Source organism: Calditrichota bacterium, assembly GCA_020637445.1.
Lineage (GTDB): Bacteria > Electryoneota > RPQS01 > RPQS01 > RPQS01 > JABWCQ01.
Window position 1 is genome coordinate 162,844 of record JACJVZ010000001.1, and the last position, 18,547, is coordinate 181,390.

Annotated in this window: 13 protein-coding genes and 2 tRNA genes; 14 read left to right on the plus strand and 1 reads right to left on the minus strand. The window is 53.1% G+C overall.

Annotated elements, in window-relative coordinates; genetic code table 11:
* Positions 1-4: 4 nt before the first annotated feature.
* The 10 genes from H6507_00645 (at position 5) to H6507_00690 (ending at position 11,945) form a co-directional block, all read left to right on the plus strand.
* Entirely contained in the window at positions 5-1,897 is a 1,893-nt protein-coding gene (locus tag H6507_00645; protein ID MCB9367609.1) for an NADH-quinone oxidoreductase subunit L, read from the plus strand.
* 2 nt (positions 1,898-1,899) lie between these two features.
* Positions 1,900-3,354: an NADH-quinone oxidoreductase subunit M gene (locus tag H6507_00650; protein MCB9367610.1), complete on the plus strand. Its 1,455-nt coding sequence runs from the start codon at positions 1,900-1,902 to the stop codon at positions 3,352-3,354.
* Positions 3,351-4,784 carry an NADH-quinone oxidoreductase subunit N gene (locus H6507_00655; GenBank protein MCB9367611.1) on the plus strand — a complete coding sequence of 478 codons (1,434 nt, stop codon included), beginning with the start codon at positions 3,351-3,353 and terminating at the stop codon, positions 4,782-4,784. Before H6507_00650 ends, H6507_00655 begins: the two co-directional genes overlap by 4 nt.
* 43 nt (positions 4,785-4,827) lie before the next feature.
* Entirely contained in the window at positions 4,828-5,019 is a 192-nt protein-coding gene (locus H6507_00660) for a 4Fe-4S binding protein (GenBank protein ID MCB9367612.1), read from the plus strand.
* A 39-nt stretch (positions 5,020-5,058) separates the two neighbouring features.
* Positions 5,059-8,664, plus strand: coding sequence for a pyruvate:ferredoxin (flavodoxin) oxidoreductase (nifJ, locus tag H6507_00665; protein ID MCB9367613.1), 3,606 nt, complete (start codon positions 5,059-5,061; stop codon positions 8,662-8,664).
* A complete protein-coding gene (locus H6507_00670; protein MCB9367614.1) occupies positions 8,661-9,659 on the plus strand; it encodes a dihydroorotate dehydrogenase-like protein in 999 nt (332 codons plus the stop codon). The genes nifJ and H6507_00670 overlap by 4 nt, the downstream gene beginning before the upstream one ends.
* 455 nt (positions 9,660-10,114) lie before the next feature.
* Positions 10,115-10,189, plus strand: a tRNA-Val gene (locus tag H6507_00675).
* A 29-nt stretch (positions 10,190-10,218) separates the two neighbouring features.
* Positions 10,219-10,292: transfer RNA gene (locus H6507_00680), tRNA-Asp, on the plus strand.
* A gap of 413 nt (positions 10,293-10,705) precedes the next feature.
* The gene (locus H6507_00685; GenBank protein MCB9367615.1) at positions 10,706-11,389 is read left to right on the plus strand and encodes a class I SAM-dependent methyltransferase; all 684 of its coding nucleotides are present in this window, start codon (positions 10,706-10,708) and stop codon (positions 11,387-11,389) included.
* Positions 11,390-11,489: 100 nt separating this feature from the next.
* A complete protein-coding gene (locus H6507_00690; GenBank protein MCB9367616.1) occupies positions 11,490-11,945 on the plus strand; it encodes a hypothetical protein in 456 nt (151 codons plus the stop codon).
* Positions 11,946-12,267: 322 nt separating this feature from the next.
* On the opposite strand, the gene H6507_00695 is transcribed toward H6507_00690, so the two are convergent.
* Positions 12,268-13,086, minus strand: coding sequence for a mechanosensitive ion channel (locus tag H6507_00695; protein MCB9367617.1), 819 nt, complete (start codon positions 13,084-13,086; stop codon positions 12,268-12,270).
* Between the two features lie 963 nt (positions 13,087-14,049).
* Between H6507_00695 and H6507_00700 the strand changes: the two genes are divergently transcribed.
* The 4 genes from H6507_00700 to H6507_00715 are packed head-to-tail and all read left to right on the plus strand — an operon-like array spanning position 14,050 to position 18,518.
* Positions 14,050-14,910 (plus strand): hypothetical protein, encoded by an 861-nt coding sequence (locus H6507_00700; GenBank protein ID MCB9367618.1) that lies wholly within the window; start codon positions 14,050-14,052, stop codon positions 14,908-14,910.
* A gap of 3 nt (positions 14,911-14,913) precedes the next feature.
* Positions 14,914-16,224, plus strand: a complete 1,311-nt coding sequence (locus tag H6507_00705) for an NAD(P)-binding domain-containing protein (protein ID MCB9367619.1) — start codon at positions 14,914-14,916, stop codon at positions 16,222-16,224.
* Positions 16,225-16,227: 3 nt separating this feature from the next.
* Positions 16,228-16,818: a tetratricopeptide repeat protein gene (locus tag H6507_00710; protein ID MCB9367620.1), complete on the plus strand. Its 591-nt coding sequence runs from the start codon at positions 16,228-16,230 to the stop codon at positions 16,816-16,818.
* Positions 16,815-18,518, plus strand: a complete 1,704-nt coding sequence (locus H6507_00715; GenBank protein MCB9367621.1) for a cytochrome C — start codon at positions 16,815-16,817, stop codon at positions 18,516-18,518. Before H6507_00710 ends, H6507_00715 begins: the two co-directional genes overlap by 4 nt.
* Positions 18,519-18,547 lie beyond the last annotated feature (29 nt).

The following is an 18,547-nucleotide window of genomic DNA, read 5'->3' on the forward strand; positions in this document are numbered from 1 at the left end:
GAAAATGAATGAATCCATGCAAATACAATTAGGCGTCGCGACAGTTCTGTCGCCGATCGTTTCCTTCGTTCTTATTTCGGCCGTCGGTTTGCGCAGACCGACACTCGCCAAAATCATTTCGCTCTCTTTCGCTTCTGTAAGCCTGATTTGCGCGAGCATCTTGCTTTGGGGTGTGGGCGATCCCGAGTTCAAAGTCACGGCGACGTGGTCGTGGCTGCTTGCCGATCCGTCGAAATTCGGAATCGGACTCCTGCTTGATCCGCTCTCGCTGGTGATGCTGTGGGTTGTGGCGGCGATTTCGTGGCTGGTGCAATGGTACTCGATCTCCTATATGGAGGAAGACAAGTGCCAAGGCAAGTTCTTCGCTTTCATCTCGCTGTTCTGTTTTGCGATGATGGGCTTCACGATTGCTCCGAATCTCTTGCAGTCGTTCATGTGCTGGGAGTTAGTCGGTTTGGGCTCCTACCTCTTGATTGGCTTCTGGAATCATCTGCCGTCCGCCGCCACTGCCGCGCGCAAAGCATTTGTCGTCACGCGTCTCGGCGACCTTGGATTTTTTGCGGCGCTGCTTTTAACGTACACAGGTTTGGGCACGCTAGATTTCGGCGCACTGGCCGAGGGCCACATGGCCGCAAGCTGGAAAGCCGCGATTGGCGGAGCCGACTACGGCATTTGGATTTCGCTGGGGTTGTTCCTCGCGGTCGCAGGCAAGAGCGCGCAGTTCCCGCTCTATGGCTGGCTGCCTGACGCGATGGAAGGTCCGACTCCGGTCAGCGCGTTGATTCACGCCGCGACAATGGTTGCCGCCGGTGTTTATCTCGTCGCGCGTGTCAGCTTCCTGCTGGTTTTGGGAAGTGAGGGCACGGTGATGGCTTGGCACGGCTTGGCGGTCGTCGCGATGTTAACGGCATTGATGAGCGGCGCCGTGGCAATCGTACAAAGCGACATCAAACGCGTGTTCGCCTATTCCACGATCAGTCAATTGGGCTACATGATCGTCGGCATCGGCACGGGCGCGGTCGTCGCTGGAATGATGCACCTCTTCACTCACGCTTTCTTCAAAGCGTTGCTGTTCTTAACGGCGGGCGCGTTCATTCACGCGGCACATTCCAATTCGATTACGGACATCGCCCGCGCCGGCGGAGCCAAGCTCAAGATTCCGATGATGGCACTCTTTGCCGGATCACTCGCGTTGATGGGAATTTTCCCGTTTGCGGGTTTCTACAGCAAGGACGCGATTCTCGAGCATCTGTTCGTCGAAGGGGATTGGATCCTCTATGCAATGGCGATGCTGGGAGTCTTTATCACGGCTTACTACACGGCGCGCGTGATTTATCTCATGCTCAAAGTTCCTGCGGAACCGCACGGACACGATGAGCACGGACACGGTCACGGTCTGCACGTGGGTGGCTGGATGAAACTGCCGTTGATCGTTTTGTCCGTTGGTGCGCTGATTGCCGGCAATGTCTGGCTGTGGAGATCGGAACATTGGTTCCACGTTCCTCATGGCGAGCACGGCAACGCAGCGCTGATTACATCCGCAATTTCGCTGTTCCTCGCGGTGGCAGGCGCATACTACTCCGCCCGCGTCTTCTACTGGAGGAATTCGGCTGATCCACTTGCGACGATGACGGGCCTCGCCCGTACGCTGCGCGAGAAGTGGTACTTGGACGATGCATATTGGTTCATCGTGCACAGCATTTACTTGCCGATTACCGCGGGACTGCAGAAGATTGAAACCGTCGTCGTAAAAGGCGCGCTGGACGGCGTCGGTACGGTCAGCATGGCCTTCGCGCGGCTCTTTGCCCGAGCGCAAACCGGTGAAGTTCAGCAATATGTCGGCGTGTCGTTTGTCGTCGTCGCCGTCGTCGTACTCATTTTGATGGGCGGGAGATAGACATGACATTCCCGATTCTTTCTCTCATTCTCCTTTGTCCGGTCTCCGCAGTGCTCCTGATGTTCATGGTGCCCGACGGCAAGGACAAAATGATCAAAGGCATATCGCTGACCTTCTCAATCATTGCGATGGTCTTGGCCACGATCATGTACCTTTCGTACAACCGCGCGATCGGCGGATTTCAATTTGCCGAACAGTATCCGTGGGTTCCCGGTCTGAATTCGACCTACCACCTCGCGGTCGACGGTGTGGGCGTCACATTGGTTTTCTTGAATGCGATTGTAATGTTGACCGGTGTAATCACGTCGTTCAGCATCGACTTTCGCGTGAAAGAGTATTTTATTCTGTTTCTGCTTTTGGTTTCGGGCGTCTTCGGCAGCTTCATGTGCATGGATCTGTTGTTGTTCTTCATTTTCTTCGAAATCGCCGTGCTGCCGATGTACCTTTTGATCGGTATTTGGGGTTCGACAAATCGAGAATACGCCGCCTTGAAACTCACGATTATGCTGCTCGCAGGCAGCGGACTGGTGTTCGTGGGTCTGATCATTACTTATTTCACGAGCGACATTCAAACGTTCGATTTCTTCGCGCTGCGCGATCAAGGCGGATTCACGAGCAGTTTCCAGAACATCGTTTATCCGCTGATGTTCTTAGGCTTCGGTACTTTGGCTGCGGTGTTCCCTCTGCACAATTGGTCGCCGGATGGTCACGTCGCCGCACCGACCGCGGTTTCGATGCTCCACGCGGGCGTACTGATGAAGCTCGGCGCCTACGGTGTGTTGCGATACGGTATTGAACTGTTCCCCGATGGCGCGTCACACTGGGCTCCCGTCGCGGGTGTCATGGCCGCAGGTGGTGTTGTGTACGGAGCATTGGTCGCGGCGCAGCAGACGGATCTGAAATACATGATCGGCTACTCGTCCGTGTCGCACATGGGACTGGTGATGTTTGGCTTGGCTGCGGCGACGCCGCTTGCCATCAGCGGTGCCGTGTATCAAATGTTCTCGCACGGGATTATGACGGCGTTGTTCTTCTCCGCCGTCGGATTCTTCTACGAACAGACTCACTCACGCAACATTTTTGACTACGGAGGTCTCGCGCGGAAGGTCCCATGGGTGGCAACCTGTTTCATTATTGCGGGCTTAGCCGGAGTCGGTTTGCCCGGCTTGGCAGGTTTCCCGGCTGAGTTCATGATCTTTGTCGGAGCGTTCGAGAGATTCCCAGTTTTGACGTTGATCGCCGTCCCGAGTCTGGTATTCGGAGCGTTTTACATGCTGCGTGTTCTGCAGCGAGTGTTCTTTGGGCCGGAGGCCGGCAAGACTCCGCAAGTTCACGACATTGGGCTTTTCAGCGGCTCCGCACGGATCATTCTGGCAGGTCTGATTATTCTCTTCGGCGTCGCGCCGCGACTGCTGTCTGACATCATTGCACCTTACGCAGCGGGGCTCTTCAAATGAATGAATTGATTTCCCAACTGCTTCCCGAGTTTACGACTCTCGCCGCGTTGCTGATTTTATTTGTGGTCACGCTTGGCAGTAACGTCAGCGACAAGACGGCGCGCGCAATCAGCCTTGTGCTTGCCTTGATCGTCATCGCGACGGCAATCATCGCCACGAACCAGCAAGGTATGCTGTTCGTACAAAGCTACCGTATCGATTCTTATTCCCAGTTCTTCAAGATTTTGATCGCGGTCGGTCTGTTCGCCAACGGGCTGCTGGGTTGGCCGCTGCGCACGATTCCCGGCGCACAGAGACCGGAATACTATTTCTTGTTCTTCGCGGCGGGCTTGGGCATGATGCTCTTGGCCAGCGCGTTCAATTTCTTGGTGCTTTACGTCGCGATGGAACTGCTCTCCTATTCGCTGTACACGATGGTCGGCATGCGCCGCGCGCGTACGGAGTCGATTGAGAGTTCCGTCAAGTATATCATCATCGGTGCGACCGCCAGCGCCATCGGATTGTTTGGCGTCTCGTACATTTATGGTGCGACCGGAAGTTTGAATTTCGGTGAATTAGTAGCTTCATTGAAGGGAAGCGCGGCACCAAGCGCGTTGTTGTTGCCGGGCTTAATTATGGTCTTGAGCTCGTTTTTGTTCAAGCTCGCGGCCTTCCCGTTCCACGCGTGGGCGCCCGACGCCTATGAAACCGCGGCGTCGCCCGTGGCAATGTTCTTGGCGTCCGTTTCCAAACTTGCGGGTATCGCATTTTTGTTTAGATTGGTGTATATGGTCAAGCCCCATTTGCCGGAATTTGAAACGGTAATCGGGATCTTGGCTTTAGTGACCATGACCTTCGGCAACTTGGTCGCTTTCCGTCAGAAATCGGTTAAGCGTTTGTTTGCTTATTCGAGTATCGCGCAGGCCGGCTACCTGATGATCGGAATGATCGGCTTCGGAGCCAGCTCGCCGATTGCAGTTGTTTTCTATTCGGCTATCTACTTGCTCATGAATCTGGTCGTCTTCGCCGTCGTTCTCGAACTCGAGAATGCCGGAGAGGATCCGACGCTCGACAACTTTCAGGGCCTGTACAAACGCAATGCGCTGATGGCCGTGGCATTGCTTGTGGCGCTTTTCTCGCTTGCTGGCGTTCCGCCTTTGGCGGGCTTTTTCGGCAAGTGGTTGTTGTTCTCGAGCGCGGCGCAAGGCGGACATGTTTGGTTCGTCGCACTTGCAATCTTGAACAGCGTGATCTCGCTTTACTACTACTTGTTCCTCGTGAAAGCCGCATATTTCGGTGAAGCACCGAGCACCAATGAAATCGGTCGCAGCGGCGGACCAAGACTTGCTATTTTTGTAACGACTGTCGCCATCGCGCTTCTGGGTTTGTATCCCCGAGTGTTGACGGAGTACCTAAGCGGGCTGAACCTTCCGGCCTCGCTTCTACCCTAAATAACTGTTCGAAGACTATAACTCTACTCTAAAGGAGTCCATCATGGCGCTTCAAATTGACGAAACCTGCATCAACTGCGGAGCTTGTGAACCTGTTTGCCCGGTGAAGGCGATTTCCGAAGGTCCGGACATCTTCATCATTGACGCGAATGTCTGTGTTGAGTGCGAAGGCCATTTCCCCGATCCTCAGTGCGTCAGCGTGTGTCCCGTGGACTGCATCGCCAAAGCAGGCTAAGCAAACGTAACCAAGTCGCCGCACTTGTGATGCGGCGCAATGAATCGAGTTAGTAAAAAAATGAGCAAAACATTTGCAACGTTGGACGGCAATGAAGCTGCCGCCAGCGTTGCTCACCGATTATCCGAAGTCTGCGCGATTTATCCGATCACGCCGTCATCTTCCATGGGAGAACTGGCGGACGAGTGGTCGGCGCGCGGCAAGAAGAACATCTGGGGTACGGTTCCGACCGTCATCGAGATGCAGAGCGAGGGCGGCGCCGCAGGCGCCGTTCATGGTGCTTTGCAGTCAGGTGCCATAACGACGACGTTTACCGCGTCGCAGGGCTTGCTCCTGATGATTCCGAACATGTTCAAGATCGCAGGCGAATTGACGAGCACCGTTTTTCATGTCAGTGCGCGCACAATCGCCACGCATGCGTTGTCCATTTTCGGAGACCATTCCGACGTTATGGCCGTGCGTTCCACGGGCTGGGCGATGCTTGCGTCGAACAGCGTACAGGAAGCGCACGATCAGGCTCTCATCGCGATTGCTTCGACGCTTGAAAGCCGCATTCCGTTCGTGCATTTCTTCGACGGGTTTCGCACCAGTCACGAAGTGCAAAAGATCCAGATGCTCGACGACGACGATCTGCGGGCACTGATCAACGACGAGTTAGTGTTTGCGCATCGCGCGCGCGCGCTTTCCCCGAATCATCCTGTGATTCGCGGCACGGCTCAAAATCCCGACGTGTTCTTTCAGGCCCGCGAAGCGTCCCAGCCGTATTATAATGCGTGTCCGGACATCGTGCAGAAGGTCATGGACAAGTTCGCGAAGCAAACGGGACGCGCGTACAAGTTGTTTGAATACCACGGCGCGCCGGATGCCGAGCGCGTCATCGTAATCATGGGTTCGGGCGCGGACACCGTGGAAGAAACGGTGTCGTATTTGGCCGCCAAAGGCGAGAAGGTCGGCCTGCTGAAGGTTCGTCTCTATCGTCCGTTTTCGGCAAAGCATTTTATCAACGCGCTTCCGAAGACCGTCAAGTCGCTGGCCGTACTCGACCGCACAAAAGAACCCGGCGCAACGGGCGATCCGCTTTATACTGACGTACTATGTGCGCTTGCCGAGATGCAGGCGGAAGACGACAAAGCCATTCGTCCGCGCGTTATAGGAGGCCGCTACGGTTTGTCGTCGAAGGAATTTACTCCGGCGATGATCAAATCGATCTACGACGAACTCAATGCCAAGTCTCCGAAGAATCATTTCACGATCGGTATTGACGACGACGTTAATCATTCGAGCTTGAAATACGATCCGTCGTTTTCAATTGAAGGCGACGACGTCTTCCGCGCGCGCTTCTACGGACTTGGCGCGGACGGAACGGTCGGAGCAAACAAGAACTCGATCAAGATTATCGGCGATGAAACCGACATGTTCGCGCAAGGCTACTTCGTTTACGACTCGAAGAAGTCCGGCGCGATCACGGTTTCGCATTTGCGATTCGGCCCCAAGCCGATTCGTTCGAGCTATTTGATTTCTTCGCCTCGCTTTATCGCCTGTCACCAGCCGGGATTCCTCGACAAGTACGACATGCTGAGTGACGCGAAGGAGGGCGCGACGTTCCTGCTCAACACCGCGATTCCGGTGGAGAAGATTTGGGACTCGTTTCCCAAGGAAGTACAGGATGACATCCTGAAGAAGAAGTTGAAGGTCTACGCGATAGACGCCTACCGTGTCGCAGCCGAAGCGGGCATGGGAGGTTTGATCAATACGATTATGCAGACGTGTTTCTTTGCGATTTCCGGCGTACTGCCGCGCGAAGAAGCTATTGCCGCAATCAAGAAGACGATCAAGAAGACCTACGAGAAGAAGGGCGAGCAGATTGTTCAGATGAACTTTGACGCCGTCGACAAAACTCTCGCGAATCTTTTTGAAGTTCCCATTCCCGGCAAGACGACCGCGACGTACAAGCGTCCGCCCGCGGTGTCCGACAGGGCTCCGGCGTTTGTCAAGGACGTTTTGGCGACGATTATCGAAGGCCGCGGCGACTCGTTGCCCGTTTCGGCGTTTCCGCCGGACGGCACGTTCCCGCTGTCCACGTCGATTTGGGAAAAGCGCGCTATTGCTCAGGAAGTTCCGATTTGGGACACGGATTGGTGTATCCAGTGCAACAAGTGTGTGATGGTCTGTCCGCACGCCGCGATTCGGTCGAAAGTCGTTCCTGGCGACCAAGTCAACGGTCACCGTCCGGAAGGATACAAGACCATGACTTACGGCGGCACGGATTTGCCCGGCGAAAATCTGCTTTACACTTTGCAGGTCGCTCCGGAAGATTGTACGGGCTGCGGATTGTGTATCGACGTTTGTCCGGCTAAGAACAAGCGTGAACCGAAGCGCAAAGCCATCAACCTCGAACCGCTGGTGGATGTGCGCGAACGGGAACGCGAGAATTGGGATTACTTCCTGAATCTTCCCGTAATGCCGCGTGAAGAGATTCGCACGAACACCGTAAAGGGCGCGCAACTGCTTGAACCGTTGTTTGAGTTCTCCGGCGCATGCTCCGGCTGCGGCGAAACTCCGTATATCAAGCTGTTGACGCAGCTTTACGGCGACAGAATGCTGCTCGCCAACGCGACGGGCTGTTCGTCAATCTACGGCGCCAACTTGCCGACGACTCCGTATTCGACCAATGCCGCGGGCCGCGGACCTGCTTGGGGCAACTCTCTGTTTGAAGACAATGCGGAATTCGGTCTCGGTTTTAGAGTCACGCTCGACAAACAAACTGAGTTCGCGCGCGAGCTCGTGCTTTTGCTTCGCGACAAGATCGGAACGGGTTTGGCCGACGAAATTCTCGGCGCAAAGCAAGAGACAGAGCGCGAAATCGTGGAGCAGCGCAAGCGAGTCGAAGCACTGAAAGCCAAACTTGCTGGAGTCAAATCTCCGGAAGCCGCTCAGCTTGTGACGCTCGCCGACAAATTGGTGAAGCACACCGTGTGGATCGTTGGCGGCGACGGTTGGGCCTATGACATCGGCTACGGCGGTTTGGACCATGTTCTTTCGATGGGCCGCAACATCAATGTGTTGGTGCTCGATACGGGTGTCTATTCCAACACCGGTGGTCAATGTTCGAAGGCCACTCCGCTTGGAGCGGTTGCCAAGTTCGCCTTCGGAGGCAAACCCGTTGCCAAGAAAGACCTAGCCATGATGGCGATGAACTACGGCACCGTGTATGTCGCGCAAGTTGCGTTTGGTTCAAATGATTTGCAGACACTCCGTGCGATTCAAGAAGCGGAGAGTTACGACGGACCGTCGCTCGTAATCGGCTACTCGCATTGTATCGCCCACGGTATTGATATGGGGCAGGGATTGGCGCAGCATAAGAAAGCGGTTGAGAGCGCCGCATGGCCGTTGTTCCGCTACGATCCGCGTCGCGCGGCGGCGGGCGAACGTCCCCTGCAGCTCGACAGCAAGCCTCCGAAGCTGAAAGTTCGCGACTGGGCTTACAGTGAGACGCGCTTCAAGATGTTGACTCGCAGCAATCCAGCCGAAGCTGAACACCTGATGAAACTCGCCGAAGCAGAAGTGAAATCTCGCTGGCACTTTTATCAGGAACTTGCCGGTGTAGCGGAAACTCCGAAAGTGCCGGAAGGAGACCACAAATGAAAATGACGACCAAATATCTTGGACTGACGCTGAAACATCCCGTGATGTCTTCCGCGTCTCCGTTGGCGCAAAATATCGACGGTGTGCGGAAACTTGAAGATGCCGGCGCTTCGGCCATTGTGTTGCCGTCTCTTTTCGAAGAGCAGATCGAAAATGATGCGATGCACCTGTTGCAGACCATGAGTCAAGGGACGGAGAGTTTTGCCGAAGCGACGACATATTTGCCGGAGCCGGACAGATTCTTGGTCGGTCCCGACGAATATTTGAATCTGATTTCGCAGTCGAAGAAATCGTGCGAAGTGCCGATCATCGCAAGTCTCAACGGACGTCAGTCGGGAACGTGGGCTGAATACGCGCGTTTGATGGAGACGGCCGGTGCGGATGCGCTCGAGCTGAACGTCTACTATTTGGCGACGAATTTTGACGTCAGTGCCAGCGAGGTCGAAGAGAACTATCTGAATATTTTGCGCGCCGTCAAGAAGGAAGTCAAGATCCCGGTTGCGTTGAAACTTGGTCCGTATTTCTCCGCTTTCGCAAATTTCGCCAAGAAGTGCGACGACAACGGCGCCGACGCGCTCGTGCTCTTCAATCGCTTCTACCAGCCCGATCTAAACGTCGAAGAGCTCGAAGTCGAACCCAAGGTCGATCTTTCTACCTCGGCAGAGATCAGACTTCCGCTGCGTTGGTTGGCCGTGCTCTACGGTCACGTCAAATGCAGTATGGCGGCGACATCTGGCATTCACACTCCGGAAGACGCGGTAAAGATGTTGATGTCTGGCGCGGACGTCGTGCAAATGTGTTCGTCGTTGTTCCAGTGGGGCGTCCACCGCTTAGGCCAGCTTGCCGATGAAATCGAAGAGTGGGGCAAGGAACACGGCTACGAGTCTATTGACATGCTGCGCGGATCGATGAGCCAACGGGCTGTCGCGGACCCCGAAGCATTTGAACGTGCCAACTACATGAAGACCCTTCAGAGTTTCCGTCCTGTCGCCTAAGGGATAGGGTGGAGGAGTAAAAAGAGCCGGGTTCGCCCGGCTCTTTGCTTAAAGGTATAAAAAACAAAGAGTAGTTCTTTTGAAGTGGTGACTGTGAACGGGCTAAGCCCTTGACTGATATGGCGGAAATGGTTATTTTTCGGGTTCGGAAATCGCAAGGAGATCATTATCGCACAGCGGAAAACACAGGCTTCGCAGACTGAGAAGGCTGCAGGCAAAAGCCGGGAACCCCAAACACCGCGGTTCTCTGTTCCGTTTACGCGTAAGAACTACTTGCTGTTGGGGTTGGGCGTAGCGATGCTGATTGTGGGTTATTTCTTCATGAAGCAGCCGCCGCATGACGGATTCATGAGCTTGACGCTGTCCCCAATCATCCTTGTGATTGCGTATTGTATCGTTATACCGTGGGGTATTTTGGCTCGGGAGAAGTCACCGACAGAAAGCCCGGCGGCCAGGGGCGATTAGCTCAGCTGGTCCAGAGCGCCTGCTTTACACGCAGGATGTCGGCGGTTCGAATCCGTCATCGCCCACGAGAAAGAACATAGTTAGGATTTTAGCCGGGGTCGTAGTTCAGTTGGTTAGAACGCTGGCCTGTCACGCCGGAGGTCGCGGGTTCGAGTCCCGTCGGCCCCGCTAAAGATGAAGGGTTTACCAGAGATGGTAAACCCTTTTGATTTTCTGTGAAGGCAGTGTTCTGTTGGCAAAGTGTGGATCAGCGCATCAAATGACCTGTCAAAGATTCCTTAATGAAAAGCTGCGACATTGGCAGCCCGGAGATTGGGCTGCGCATGAGAAATGAAGTAGGGTTCTCTCCCGAAGTTTGTAAGTTCTGCGAAAACATAAAGACGAAGTAGTTGGAACCCGTTCAAGGTGCTTGCGCGTTTCATGGTCATAGTACCATTCTAAGTTGACACTTCCGGCTATGGACAACCAATACTTGGTGGACGGTGATTTTTTGTTCGAAGATGCAATCACTCGATATGTTCAAAGCAAGAAAGCTCAGTAGGCTGCGTCGCAATTGCAAATAGAAGGGAAGTCGGCAAACCATGCGTCCTTCAAAACAAGATGAATATCGGGGTCGTGAGCTCACGGACCAACAGGTCGTGCGGATCTACGATTCATGGAGCAAGTGGTTTTTCATAATCGAGTTGTTGCAGGGAAGGCGGCGCAAGGAAGGCGTAGCACTGGCTCGCGTGCAGCCAGATGAAAAGCTGCTCGAAATCGGCGTCGGTGTGGGTTCATCTTTTCTCCAATTCATGCGACTGATCGGTACAAAAACGATTGTACACGGCATCGACGTCTCGCCGGAAATGCTGAAAAAGACAAGTAATCTTCTGGTCAAGAACGGCCTCACGAATTTCGATCTAAGAAATGCCGACGCGCGGTCCCTGCCTTACGAAAGCGACTATTTCGATGTTGCGTTCAGCAGTTATGTGATCGACCTCATGCCTTCCGCGGGCCGCGCCAAAGTCGCCGCCGAGTTGTTTCGAGTATTGAATGTCGGCGGCAGGGTAGTACTAGTAAATCTTAGCAAGCGCAAGCAACGGCAAAGCATCTACGACTACCTTTATCGAATCAGTCCCACGCTTGCCGGTGGATGCAGACCGATCCATCTTAAGGAAACTCTGGAACAAGTGGGATTCGTTGACGTTGTACGCGAGTACCGGGCAGATCTTCTACCTGTAGAAATTATCACCGCTTCAAAGCCCGCTGCACGGCCCTTAGCTTAGCAGTCACCGCGGCACGCGTAAGTTCGCACGAAGTTTGACCCGTGCAAATAGAATCCGTATATTGCACTCAATCATGTCACTTGAATGGAGAAAATCTCTTATGGCTCGATGGAAAGCTATTAGATCGTTCATCTCGATAACTTGTTTGGCGACAGGCTCGTTTTTGTATCTGCTTTTTCGTTCCAAATCGTTGCTCATGTTTCGTTGGGCTGATTCGATTGGACTGAACTCGCAGATTGAGGCGGCGCGCATGTGGATTCACGACGTTAATGTGCAATTGCCGATATGGGCGATCTACTCAATGCCCTATGCTCTTTGGGTACTGGCATACATGATTGCAATCGACGTTATCTGGGATGGCGCGCGGATCTTTGCCCGGCATGTGTGGTTTTGGAGCGTTCCGGTGGCTGCCGTTTTGTCGGAGCTTGCTCAAGGTCTTCATATGATCCCCGGCCGTTTTGATTTGACGGACCTTGCCTCAATAGCTCTTGCATCACTGCTCGGATTTGGAGTGTCAAACGTGACCAGACAGCGCGAAGGAATAGCTGCGTTATGAACAACAGCAATCATGTTCGCAAGCACGTCGGATCATTGCTTATATTGATAGTATTCGTCATCCTCGCAACAGGGAGCATCCTCGCGAATGGAAATGTCCCGCAAGTCACTTCAACCTCCTCAAGTCAAACCAATCCGCATAGCACGACCGCACCCGCGCGGAACTGAATCGCGGTTGCCGCGAAGGCATTGAGTGGAGTGGGGAAGAGTTCTATTAGTCGCTTGATGTGAACGTTTCATTGGACTAATTTTGCAAGATCCATTTACAAAAAGAGGGTTTACCATATTGGTAAACCCTCTTGAATTTTTATTTGCAGGACGGCTTAGCTTGCCTGATGCATATGCACGTCTCGCTGCGGGTAGGGGATGGAAATGCCGTTCTTGTCAAACTCGGGCTTAATGTTGCGGTGGAAGTGCCAGTAAATGTCCCAGTAGTCTTCTTTTTTGCACCAAAGACGCAGTGTAAAATTCACGGAGCTGTCCGCGAGTTCGGAAAGCAAAACCGCCGGAACCGGTTCCTTCAAGATACGCGAGTCGGCATCGACCATCGACTGCAAAAGTGATTCAACTTTTTGCAGGTCGTCGTCATATCCGCAGCCAAAAATCATGTCCACGCGCCGCAAATCCTCAGTCGAGTAATTGACGATGCTGCCGCCTGCCATCGGGCCGTTGGGAATGATGATTGTCTTGTTGTCCGGCGATTTGAGCACCGTATTGAAAATTTGAATCGAGTGCACGGTTCCGGCATGACCCTGCGCGTCGATCCAGTCGCCAACCTTGTAAGGTTTGAAAATCAGAATCAGCACGCCGCCGGCGAAATTCGCGAGACTGCCCTGAAGTGCCAACCCCACAGCAAGCCCCGCGGCACCGATCAACGCGACGAACGAAGTCGTTTGAATTCCAACCATGCCGGCGACTGAAATCAGTACAAGAGTTTTCAGCGTGATTGAAATCAATCCTTTCAAGAATCCTTGAAGACTCTCGTCAACCCCACGTTTCTTCATGATCTTGTTAACCGATCTCGAAACAAGTCCGACAACCCAGAATCCGATGACAAGAACTACAATTGCAGTCAGAAATTTCGGCGACCAATACAACACTTGGTTGCTAAGCCATTCCATAAAGCCCTGTGCGTTGTCCATAGGTATTACCTCCTTCATGGCGTGTAGTCTGTGAATATAGAGTTAGTACAGATATTTGACATCATTCGGGAATGTTGCAAGTTAGCGATCTTGAAACATAATAGTCAAGTTTGCACGCTTGTGAACAGCAGTGAAGCCTTTGCGAAAAAATGCACAAGCAGATTCTTTGCAGTCAAGATTCATAGCATGGCAAAACTTGGAGACTGCAGGCAGAATGGTCGCGGTGCTGAAATCATGCAGAGCGCACTTGCCATACACGAGGAGTCTGGAGGCAACATGGAACTCAAGAGGATATGCTTTGACATTACAGAGAGGCGCGTACCACAGACTTCTGGCGAGTTGGAGCGCAGTCTTGCCGAGAACCGTACCTAAAGTTCAGATGCAGTGACTCACTTTATTCAACTCATCAGTTTTAAGAAAGCACCGTGTTTCGGGCGCAACCTAAAGTGACCCCAAGCATTGAGCGAGGAAGCAAGCACTGCTGTAAAATTCAAACATGAATTTTTAATTATAAAATAAACAACATATTACAAGTGATTCTGAGATTGACTGAGCCGAGACTGACGGACACCGAATGGTATAGGTTTCAATTGCCAGCACTCGCCATTTGCTATTGGCAAGTCGGGAGTGTGCGAAATCACTGTCCTGATCTCAGCTAAATGTCGAACTCTAATCCCACTAATTCACGCTGTCCTTTTAAAACATGACTTCAATTGGGTTAAAACTACATTTGCAAAATCCCATTTCGAATCTATGTCGTTGCGGTTTGAACCGCGCGGAACCGTCGGCTGTTTACTCTTCGCAACAGAGAATCTTGACTTTATAAGTTGATAAAAACAATCTGATTTTCCAATGCAATATACTCAATTTCGCGGCATTATTTTTGTTTTTGTTGATTCGCACGCTTGCATGTATTCTAAAGGATTCGCTAACTTTCTATATCAATTGCTTTATCGTATTTGAATGAGCTTCCACCGCTTCTCCCTCATTTTGCTCTACACCGCGACTGTACTGGTCACGGTTTATTTGTCTTTTTCAGGTTGGGGCTACTACGCGCAGGACAAGCAAGAACGACCGCATCACGAACTGCATCAAGACTGGAAGCCAAGCGGATTCATCGGACACGGAGCCGGCATAGTAGGCAGTGCCTTGATGATGATTCTTTTGCTTTATTCGCTGCGCAAACGCTGGACGCGGATGCACAATTGGGGGAATATCAGATACTGGCTGAACTATCACATCTGGATGGGAATTACGGGTCCCGTGCTGGTGATTTTTCACACGACGTTCAAACTCGGCGGAATCGTCGCAGTTTCATTCTGGTCGATGATTGCCGTTGCCGTCAGCGGGGTGCTCGGCCGCTATCTCTACGTGCAAATTCCGCGCAGCCTTTCAGGCGACGAGCTGTCCGCGGCGCAGATTCGCGAACTTGAAGAAGATCTTCAGGAGCAAATCAAAGAAGAGGTGATGGGGGACAGCAAACTGTATCAGATCGTCGAGGAGTTCTTTGAGTCGGAAGAGACTTCCGCTGAAAAGGCCGGCTTATGGAGTTGGTTCAAGCGGGATTTAGGTGAGCCGTTTCGTTACCACAACTTGCGGTCCAGACTAAGCGGGCTCGGAGCCTCCGGTCACACGATGAGAACACTAATGAAACTTGCGCGCAAGCGGGCCAAACTTGGCCGCCGAGTGCGTTTCCTGAACACCGCTCAGAAACTATTGCACCATTGGCACGTGTTTCACAAGCCGTTCGCCGTGATCATGATCATCATCATGATCGTCCACGTCGGAGTGGCGGTTGCACTCGGATATACTTGGATATTTTAAGACATGAGTCTTGAAACCCTGATCTACGTGGTTACGGGCATTCTCGTTGTCGGATTTCCGGTGTACTATGTTTGGAATGCGAAACGGAGCAGCGCTCGTGCGGCGACGACACTGGCCAAGTCACTCGAGGCAGGGCTGGATCAACCGGTTTCATTGCATCCCGTGATTGATCCGAATCTTTGTATCGGTTCCGGTTCATGCACGAAGGCATGCCCGGAAAAGGGCATATTGCAGATCATCGACAGTAAGGCGGCGCTCGTGAATCCGGCGCGCTGCATCGGTCATGGCCAATGTCAGGCTGCTTGCCCGGTCGATGCTATTACTCTCGTATTTGGAACCGAAAAACGCGGCGTCGATATCCCGCATGTAAAAGGAAACTTCGAGACCAATGTACCGGGCATCTTCATCGCCGGTGAATTGGGGGGCATGGGGTTGATACGTAACGCGGTTGAGCAAGGAAAGCAAGCCGTTGAATCCTTGACTAAGCAAGTTGCGTCCGACAAAGCGGGTGAAATGTACGACCTCCTAATCGTCGGCGCGGGACCAGCGGGCATTTCGGCCTCACTTCAGGCGAAAAAAGAAGGGCTTCGATTTGTTACGGTTGATCAGGAAGACTTGGGCGGAACGATATACACGTATCCTCGTCAGAAGCTGGTCATGACTCAGCCAATGGAGTTGCCGCTTCACGGAAAAGTCAAAGCTCGCGAAATCGAGAAGGAACCACTGCTCGAACTGCTCACGTCAGTTGTCAAGCAGCACGAACTCGACATCAGGAGTGGCGAGAAGGTAAGCGCGATCGAGCAGCTTGACAAGCACTACAAAGTCACGACCAGCAAAGCACAATACGAGGCTCGCAAAGTACTCTTGGCCATCGGTCGCCGGGGAACACCGAGGAAGATAGGCTGTCCCGGCGAAAAGAGCGAGAAGGTCGCTTATCGACTTCTCGAACCCGAAAAATACCACCACAAGAAGATTTTGGTCGTCGGCGGCGGAGACAGCGCTGTCGAAGCGGCCGTCGCCTTGAGCGGTCAACCGGAAAACAAGGTCTATCTTTCATACCGCGGAGACAAGATTTTCAGAATTAAGGAAGGTAATCGCACCCGGTTGGACTCCGCTGTTGAAGCGGGGCGAGTGAACTTGATTTTGAACTCCAATGTGACGGAGATCACTCCCAAGGACGTCAAGTTGAATCAATCAGGCACGGAAATAACCTTGGAAAACGATCAAGTGTTTGTCTTGATCGGCGGCGAATTGCCGACAGAGTTTTTGAAGTCCATCGGAATCGCATTTGAAAGAAAACACGGAGAAGCATAGCCAGTGAGTGGTTCGCCCAAGACGCCCGCCAAACGTAAACCTGCGCTCATCGTGTTCATGATCGCCTTGCTCGCCGTTCCCGCGCTTTTACTCTGGACGTACTTCGCTCCGCAGGAAGAAGGCAAACCGACTTTCGAAAAATTACAATCGCAGACTGAAAGCAGCGACAAGACTCCGCTTGAAGCGATGGAAGATATGTGGGAACACCACACCGGCCACGGTCCCATCGCCCTTGAACTCGCAAATCTCTATTTTGAAGACGGCCAATATAAAAAAGCGATCGAGTTTTACAACAACTTTCTCGAAAGCGACACGTCGCAAACCGGCTGGCACGTCAGATTGGACATGAGCCGCGCGTATTCAGCGTTGATGATGAAAGACAGCGCAGTCTCACAGCTTAGGTTAATGCTGGAAAAAGACCCCACACATCCCGGCGCGCTCTACAACTTGGGCGCGATTGAGGCAAACTCCGGAGACTTTACGTCGGCGCGCGAGGCTTGGCAGAAGTTGATTGAATCGCACCCGCAAGACACGCTCGCGGTTTTTGCCAAAGCATCACTTCCCAAACTGAATAAGCCGGACGGGCATCCGTGAGTCACGTGCAAGTTAGCGTATTGTGGTTTTGTCTCTTGCTCTTGAGCTCTCAGGCCGTCGCGCAGCTTTCGCCCGGCGACTTGTCCAAGTACCATGCGAATCTCGAAGGGCTAAACAATTGTACGCAATGCCATGAACTGCGCAAGGACGTCAGCGAAGCACTATGCTTAACCTGTCATACTGCAATTGAGAACCGAGTTAAGGCGGGAACGGGTTTTCATAGCTCGACGGAAGTTAAGACCAGCACCTGTGCGAAATGCCATCCCGAGCATATTGGCCGCGACTTCGAATTGGTTCATTGGAAAGACGGCAAGGACAATTTTCAGCACTCGAGTACCGGCTGGGAATTGGTAGGTGCACATTCGCGCGCCGGGTGCCGCCAGTGCCACGCGCAGGAGCTGATCGTCGCGCAAGACGTGCTCGAAAGCAAAAACCTGTCGCTCAAGACTACGTACTTGGGCCTGGGCAAGGAGTGTCTCGACTGTCACGTCGACGAGCACCGCGGACAGTTGGGGACAAATTGCGCGCAATGTCACTCGCAGGACGCGTGGAAGCCCGCTCAAGGTTTCTCGCACGACAGCACAAAGTACCCCCTGACAGGCAAGCATGTTGACTTGGAGTGTGCAAAATGCCACGCGGGCGAGATGGTTCCTGAGACCTACCCTGCAGGCAAGATCGTCAAACGTGACAACACGGGGATCTTCACCAAGTTCAATGGGTTAGAGTATTCCAATTGCACGCCTTGCCATCGTGACGTCCACGAAAACCGCTTTGGCTCGGATTGTGCCAGTTGTCATAACACTTCAGGATTTAGTCAGGTTGCGGATCTCAACTTCGATCACAGCAAGACCGACTACCCGCTGCTCGGAAAACACGTCAACGTCGCATGCGCAAAATGCCACAAGTCCGGCAAGACAACTGATCCGGTTGCGCACGCTGCGTGCACGAACTGTCATCAAGATACGCACCGCGGACAATTCGCCGACCGCAAGGGCGGTAATGCCTGCGAGAATTGTCATTCTGTTGAAGGGTTCCTTCCCGCGAACTTTTCAATCGCCGACCACGAACAAAGCAAATATCCCCTTACGGGAAGTCATCTGGCTGTACCATGTTTTGCCTGTCACGCGCAAACGGTCGACGACAAAGGCAACAAGTACGCGCAGTTTGACTTCGCGGATCAAACTTGCAAGAGTTGCCACGAGGACGTGCATCGCGGTCAGCTTAGCAAGTTCGTTGATGAAAGCGGCTGCGAGTTTTGTCACAACACCGAAACGTGGCACAAAGTGTCCTTCGATCACAGCAAGACCAGATTTCCGCTGATTGGCAAACACGAATCCACTGAGTGCATGGGTTGCCATATCATAGAGAATCCCGGAACGGATTTGGAGTTGATGCGCATGTCTCCGCTTGCACAAGAGTGCGGCCTGTGTCACGCCGACCCACACGAAGGGCAGTTTACGCGCGAAAAGCAGGACTCGACGTCGTGCAAGAAATGTCACTCGCCGGTCGATTGGAAGCAGCTTCTCTTTGATCACAACCGCGACGCAAGCTGGGCGCTCGACGGCGCGCATGCCAATGTCGCCTGTACTCTTTGCCATCTTTCTGAGACGGGAGCAGATGGCGCAGCCTTTATTCGATATAAGCCTGTTAGTTCGGCGTGTGCGAATTGCCATGCCGGGGATACGCGTATTAATAGATGATACCCGCAACTCATAGCATCATCCGGAAA

Bases quoted from the DNA above. Each gene is read 5' to 3' on its own strand.
- H6507_00645 (MCB9367609.1), top strand. From the start codon at position 5: ATGAATGAATCCATGCAAATACAATTAGGCGTCGCGACAGTTCTGTCG.
- H6507_00650 (MCB9367610.1), top strand. From the start codon at position 1,900: ATGACATTCCCGATTCTTTCTCTCATTCTCCTTTGTCCGGTCTCCGCA.
- H6507_00655 (MCB9367611.1), top strand. From the start codon at position 3,351: ATGAATGAATTGATTTCCCAACTGCTTCCCGAGTTTACGACTCTCGCC.
- H6507_00660 (MCB9367612.1), top strand. From the start codon at position 4,828: ATGGCGCTTCAAATTGACGAAACCTGCATCAACTGCGGAGCTTGTGAA.
- nifJ (MCB9367613.1), top strand. From the start codon at position 5,059: ATGAATCGAGTTAGTAAAAAAATGAGCAAAACATTTGCAACGTTGGAC.
- H6507_00670 (MCB9367614.1), top strand. From the start codon at position 8,661: ATGAAAATGACGACCAAATATCTTGGACTGACGCTGAAACATCCCGTG.
- H6507_00685 (MCB9367615.1), top strand. From the start codon at position 10,706: ATGCGTCCTTCAAAACAAGATGAATATCGGGGTCGTGAGCTCACGGAC.
- H6507_00690 (MCB9367616.1), top strand. From the start codon at position 11,490: ATGGCTCGATGGAAAGCTATTAGATCGTTCATCTCGATAACTTGTTTG.
- H6507_00695 (MCB9367617.1), bottom strand. From the start codon at position 13,086: ATGGACAACGCACAGGGCTTTATGGAATGGCTTAGCAACCAAGTGTTG.
- H6507_00700 (MCB9367618.1), top strand. From the start codon at position 14,050: ATGAGCTTCCACCGCTTCTCCCTCATTTTGCTCTACACCGCGACTGTA.
- H6507_00705 (MCB9367619.1), top strand. From the start codon at position 14,914: ATGAGTCTTGAAACCCTGATCTACGTGGTTACGGGCATTCTCGTTGTC.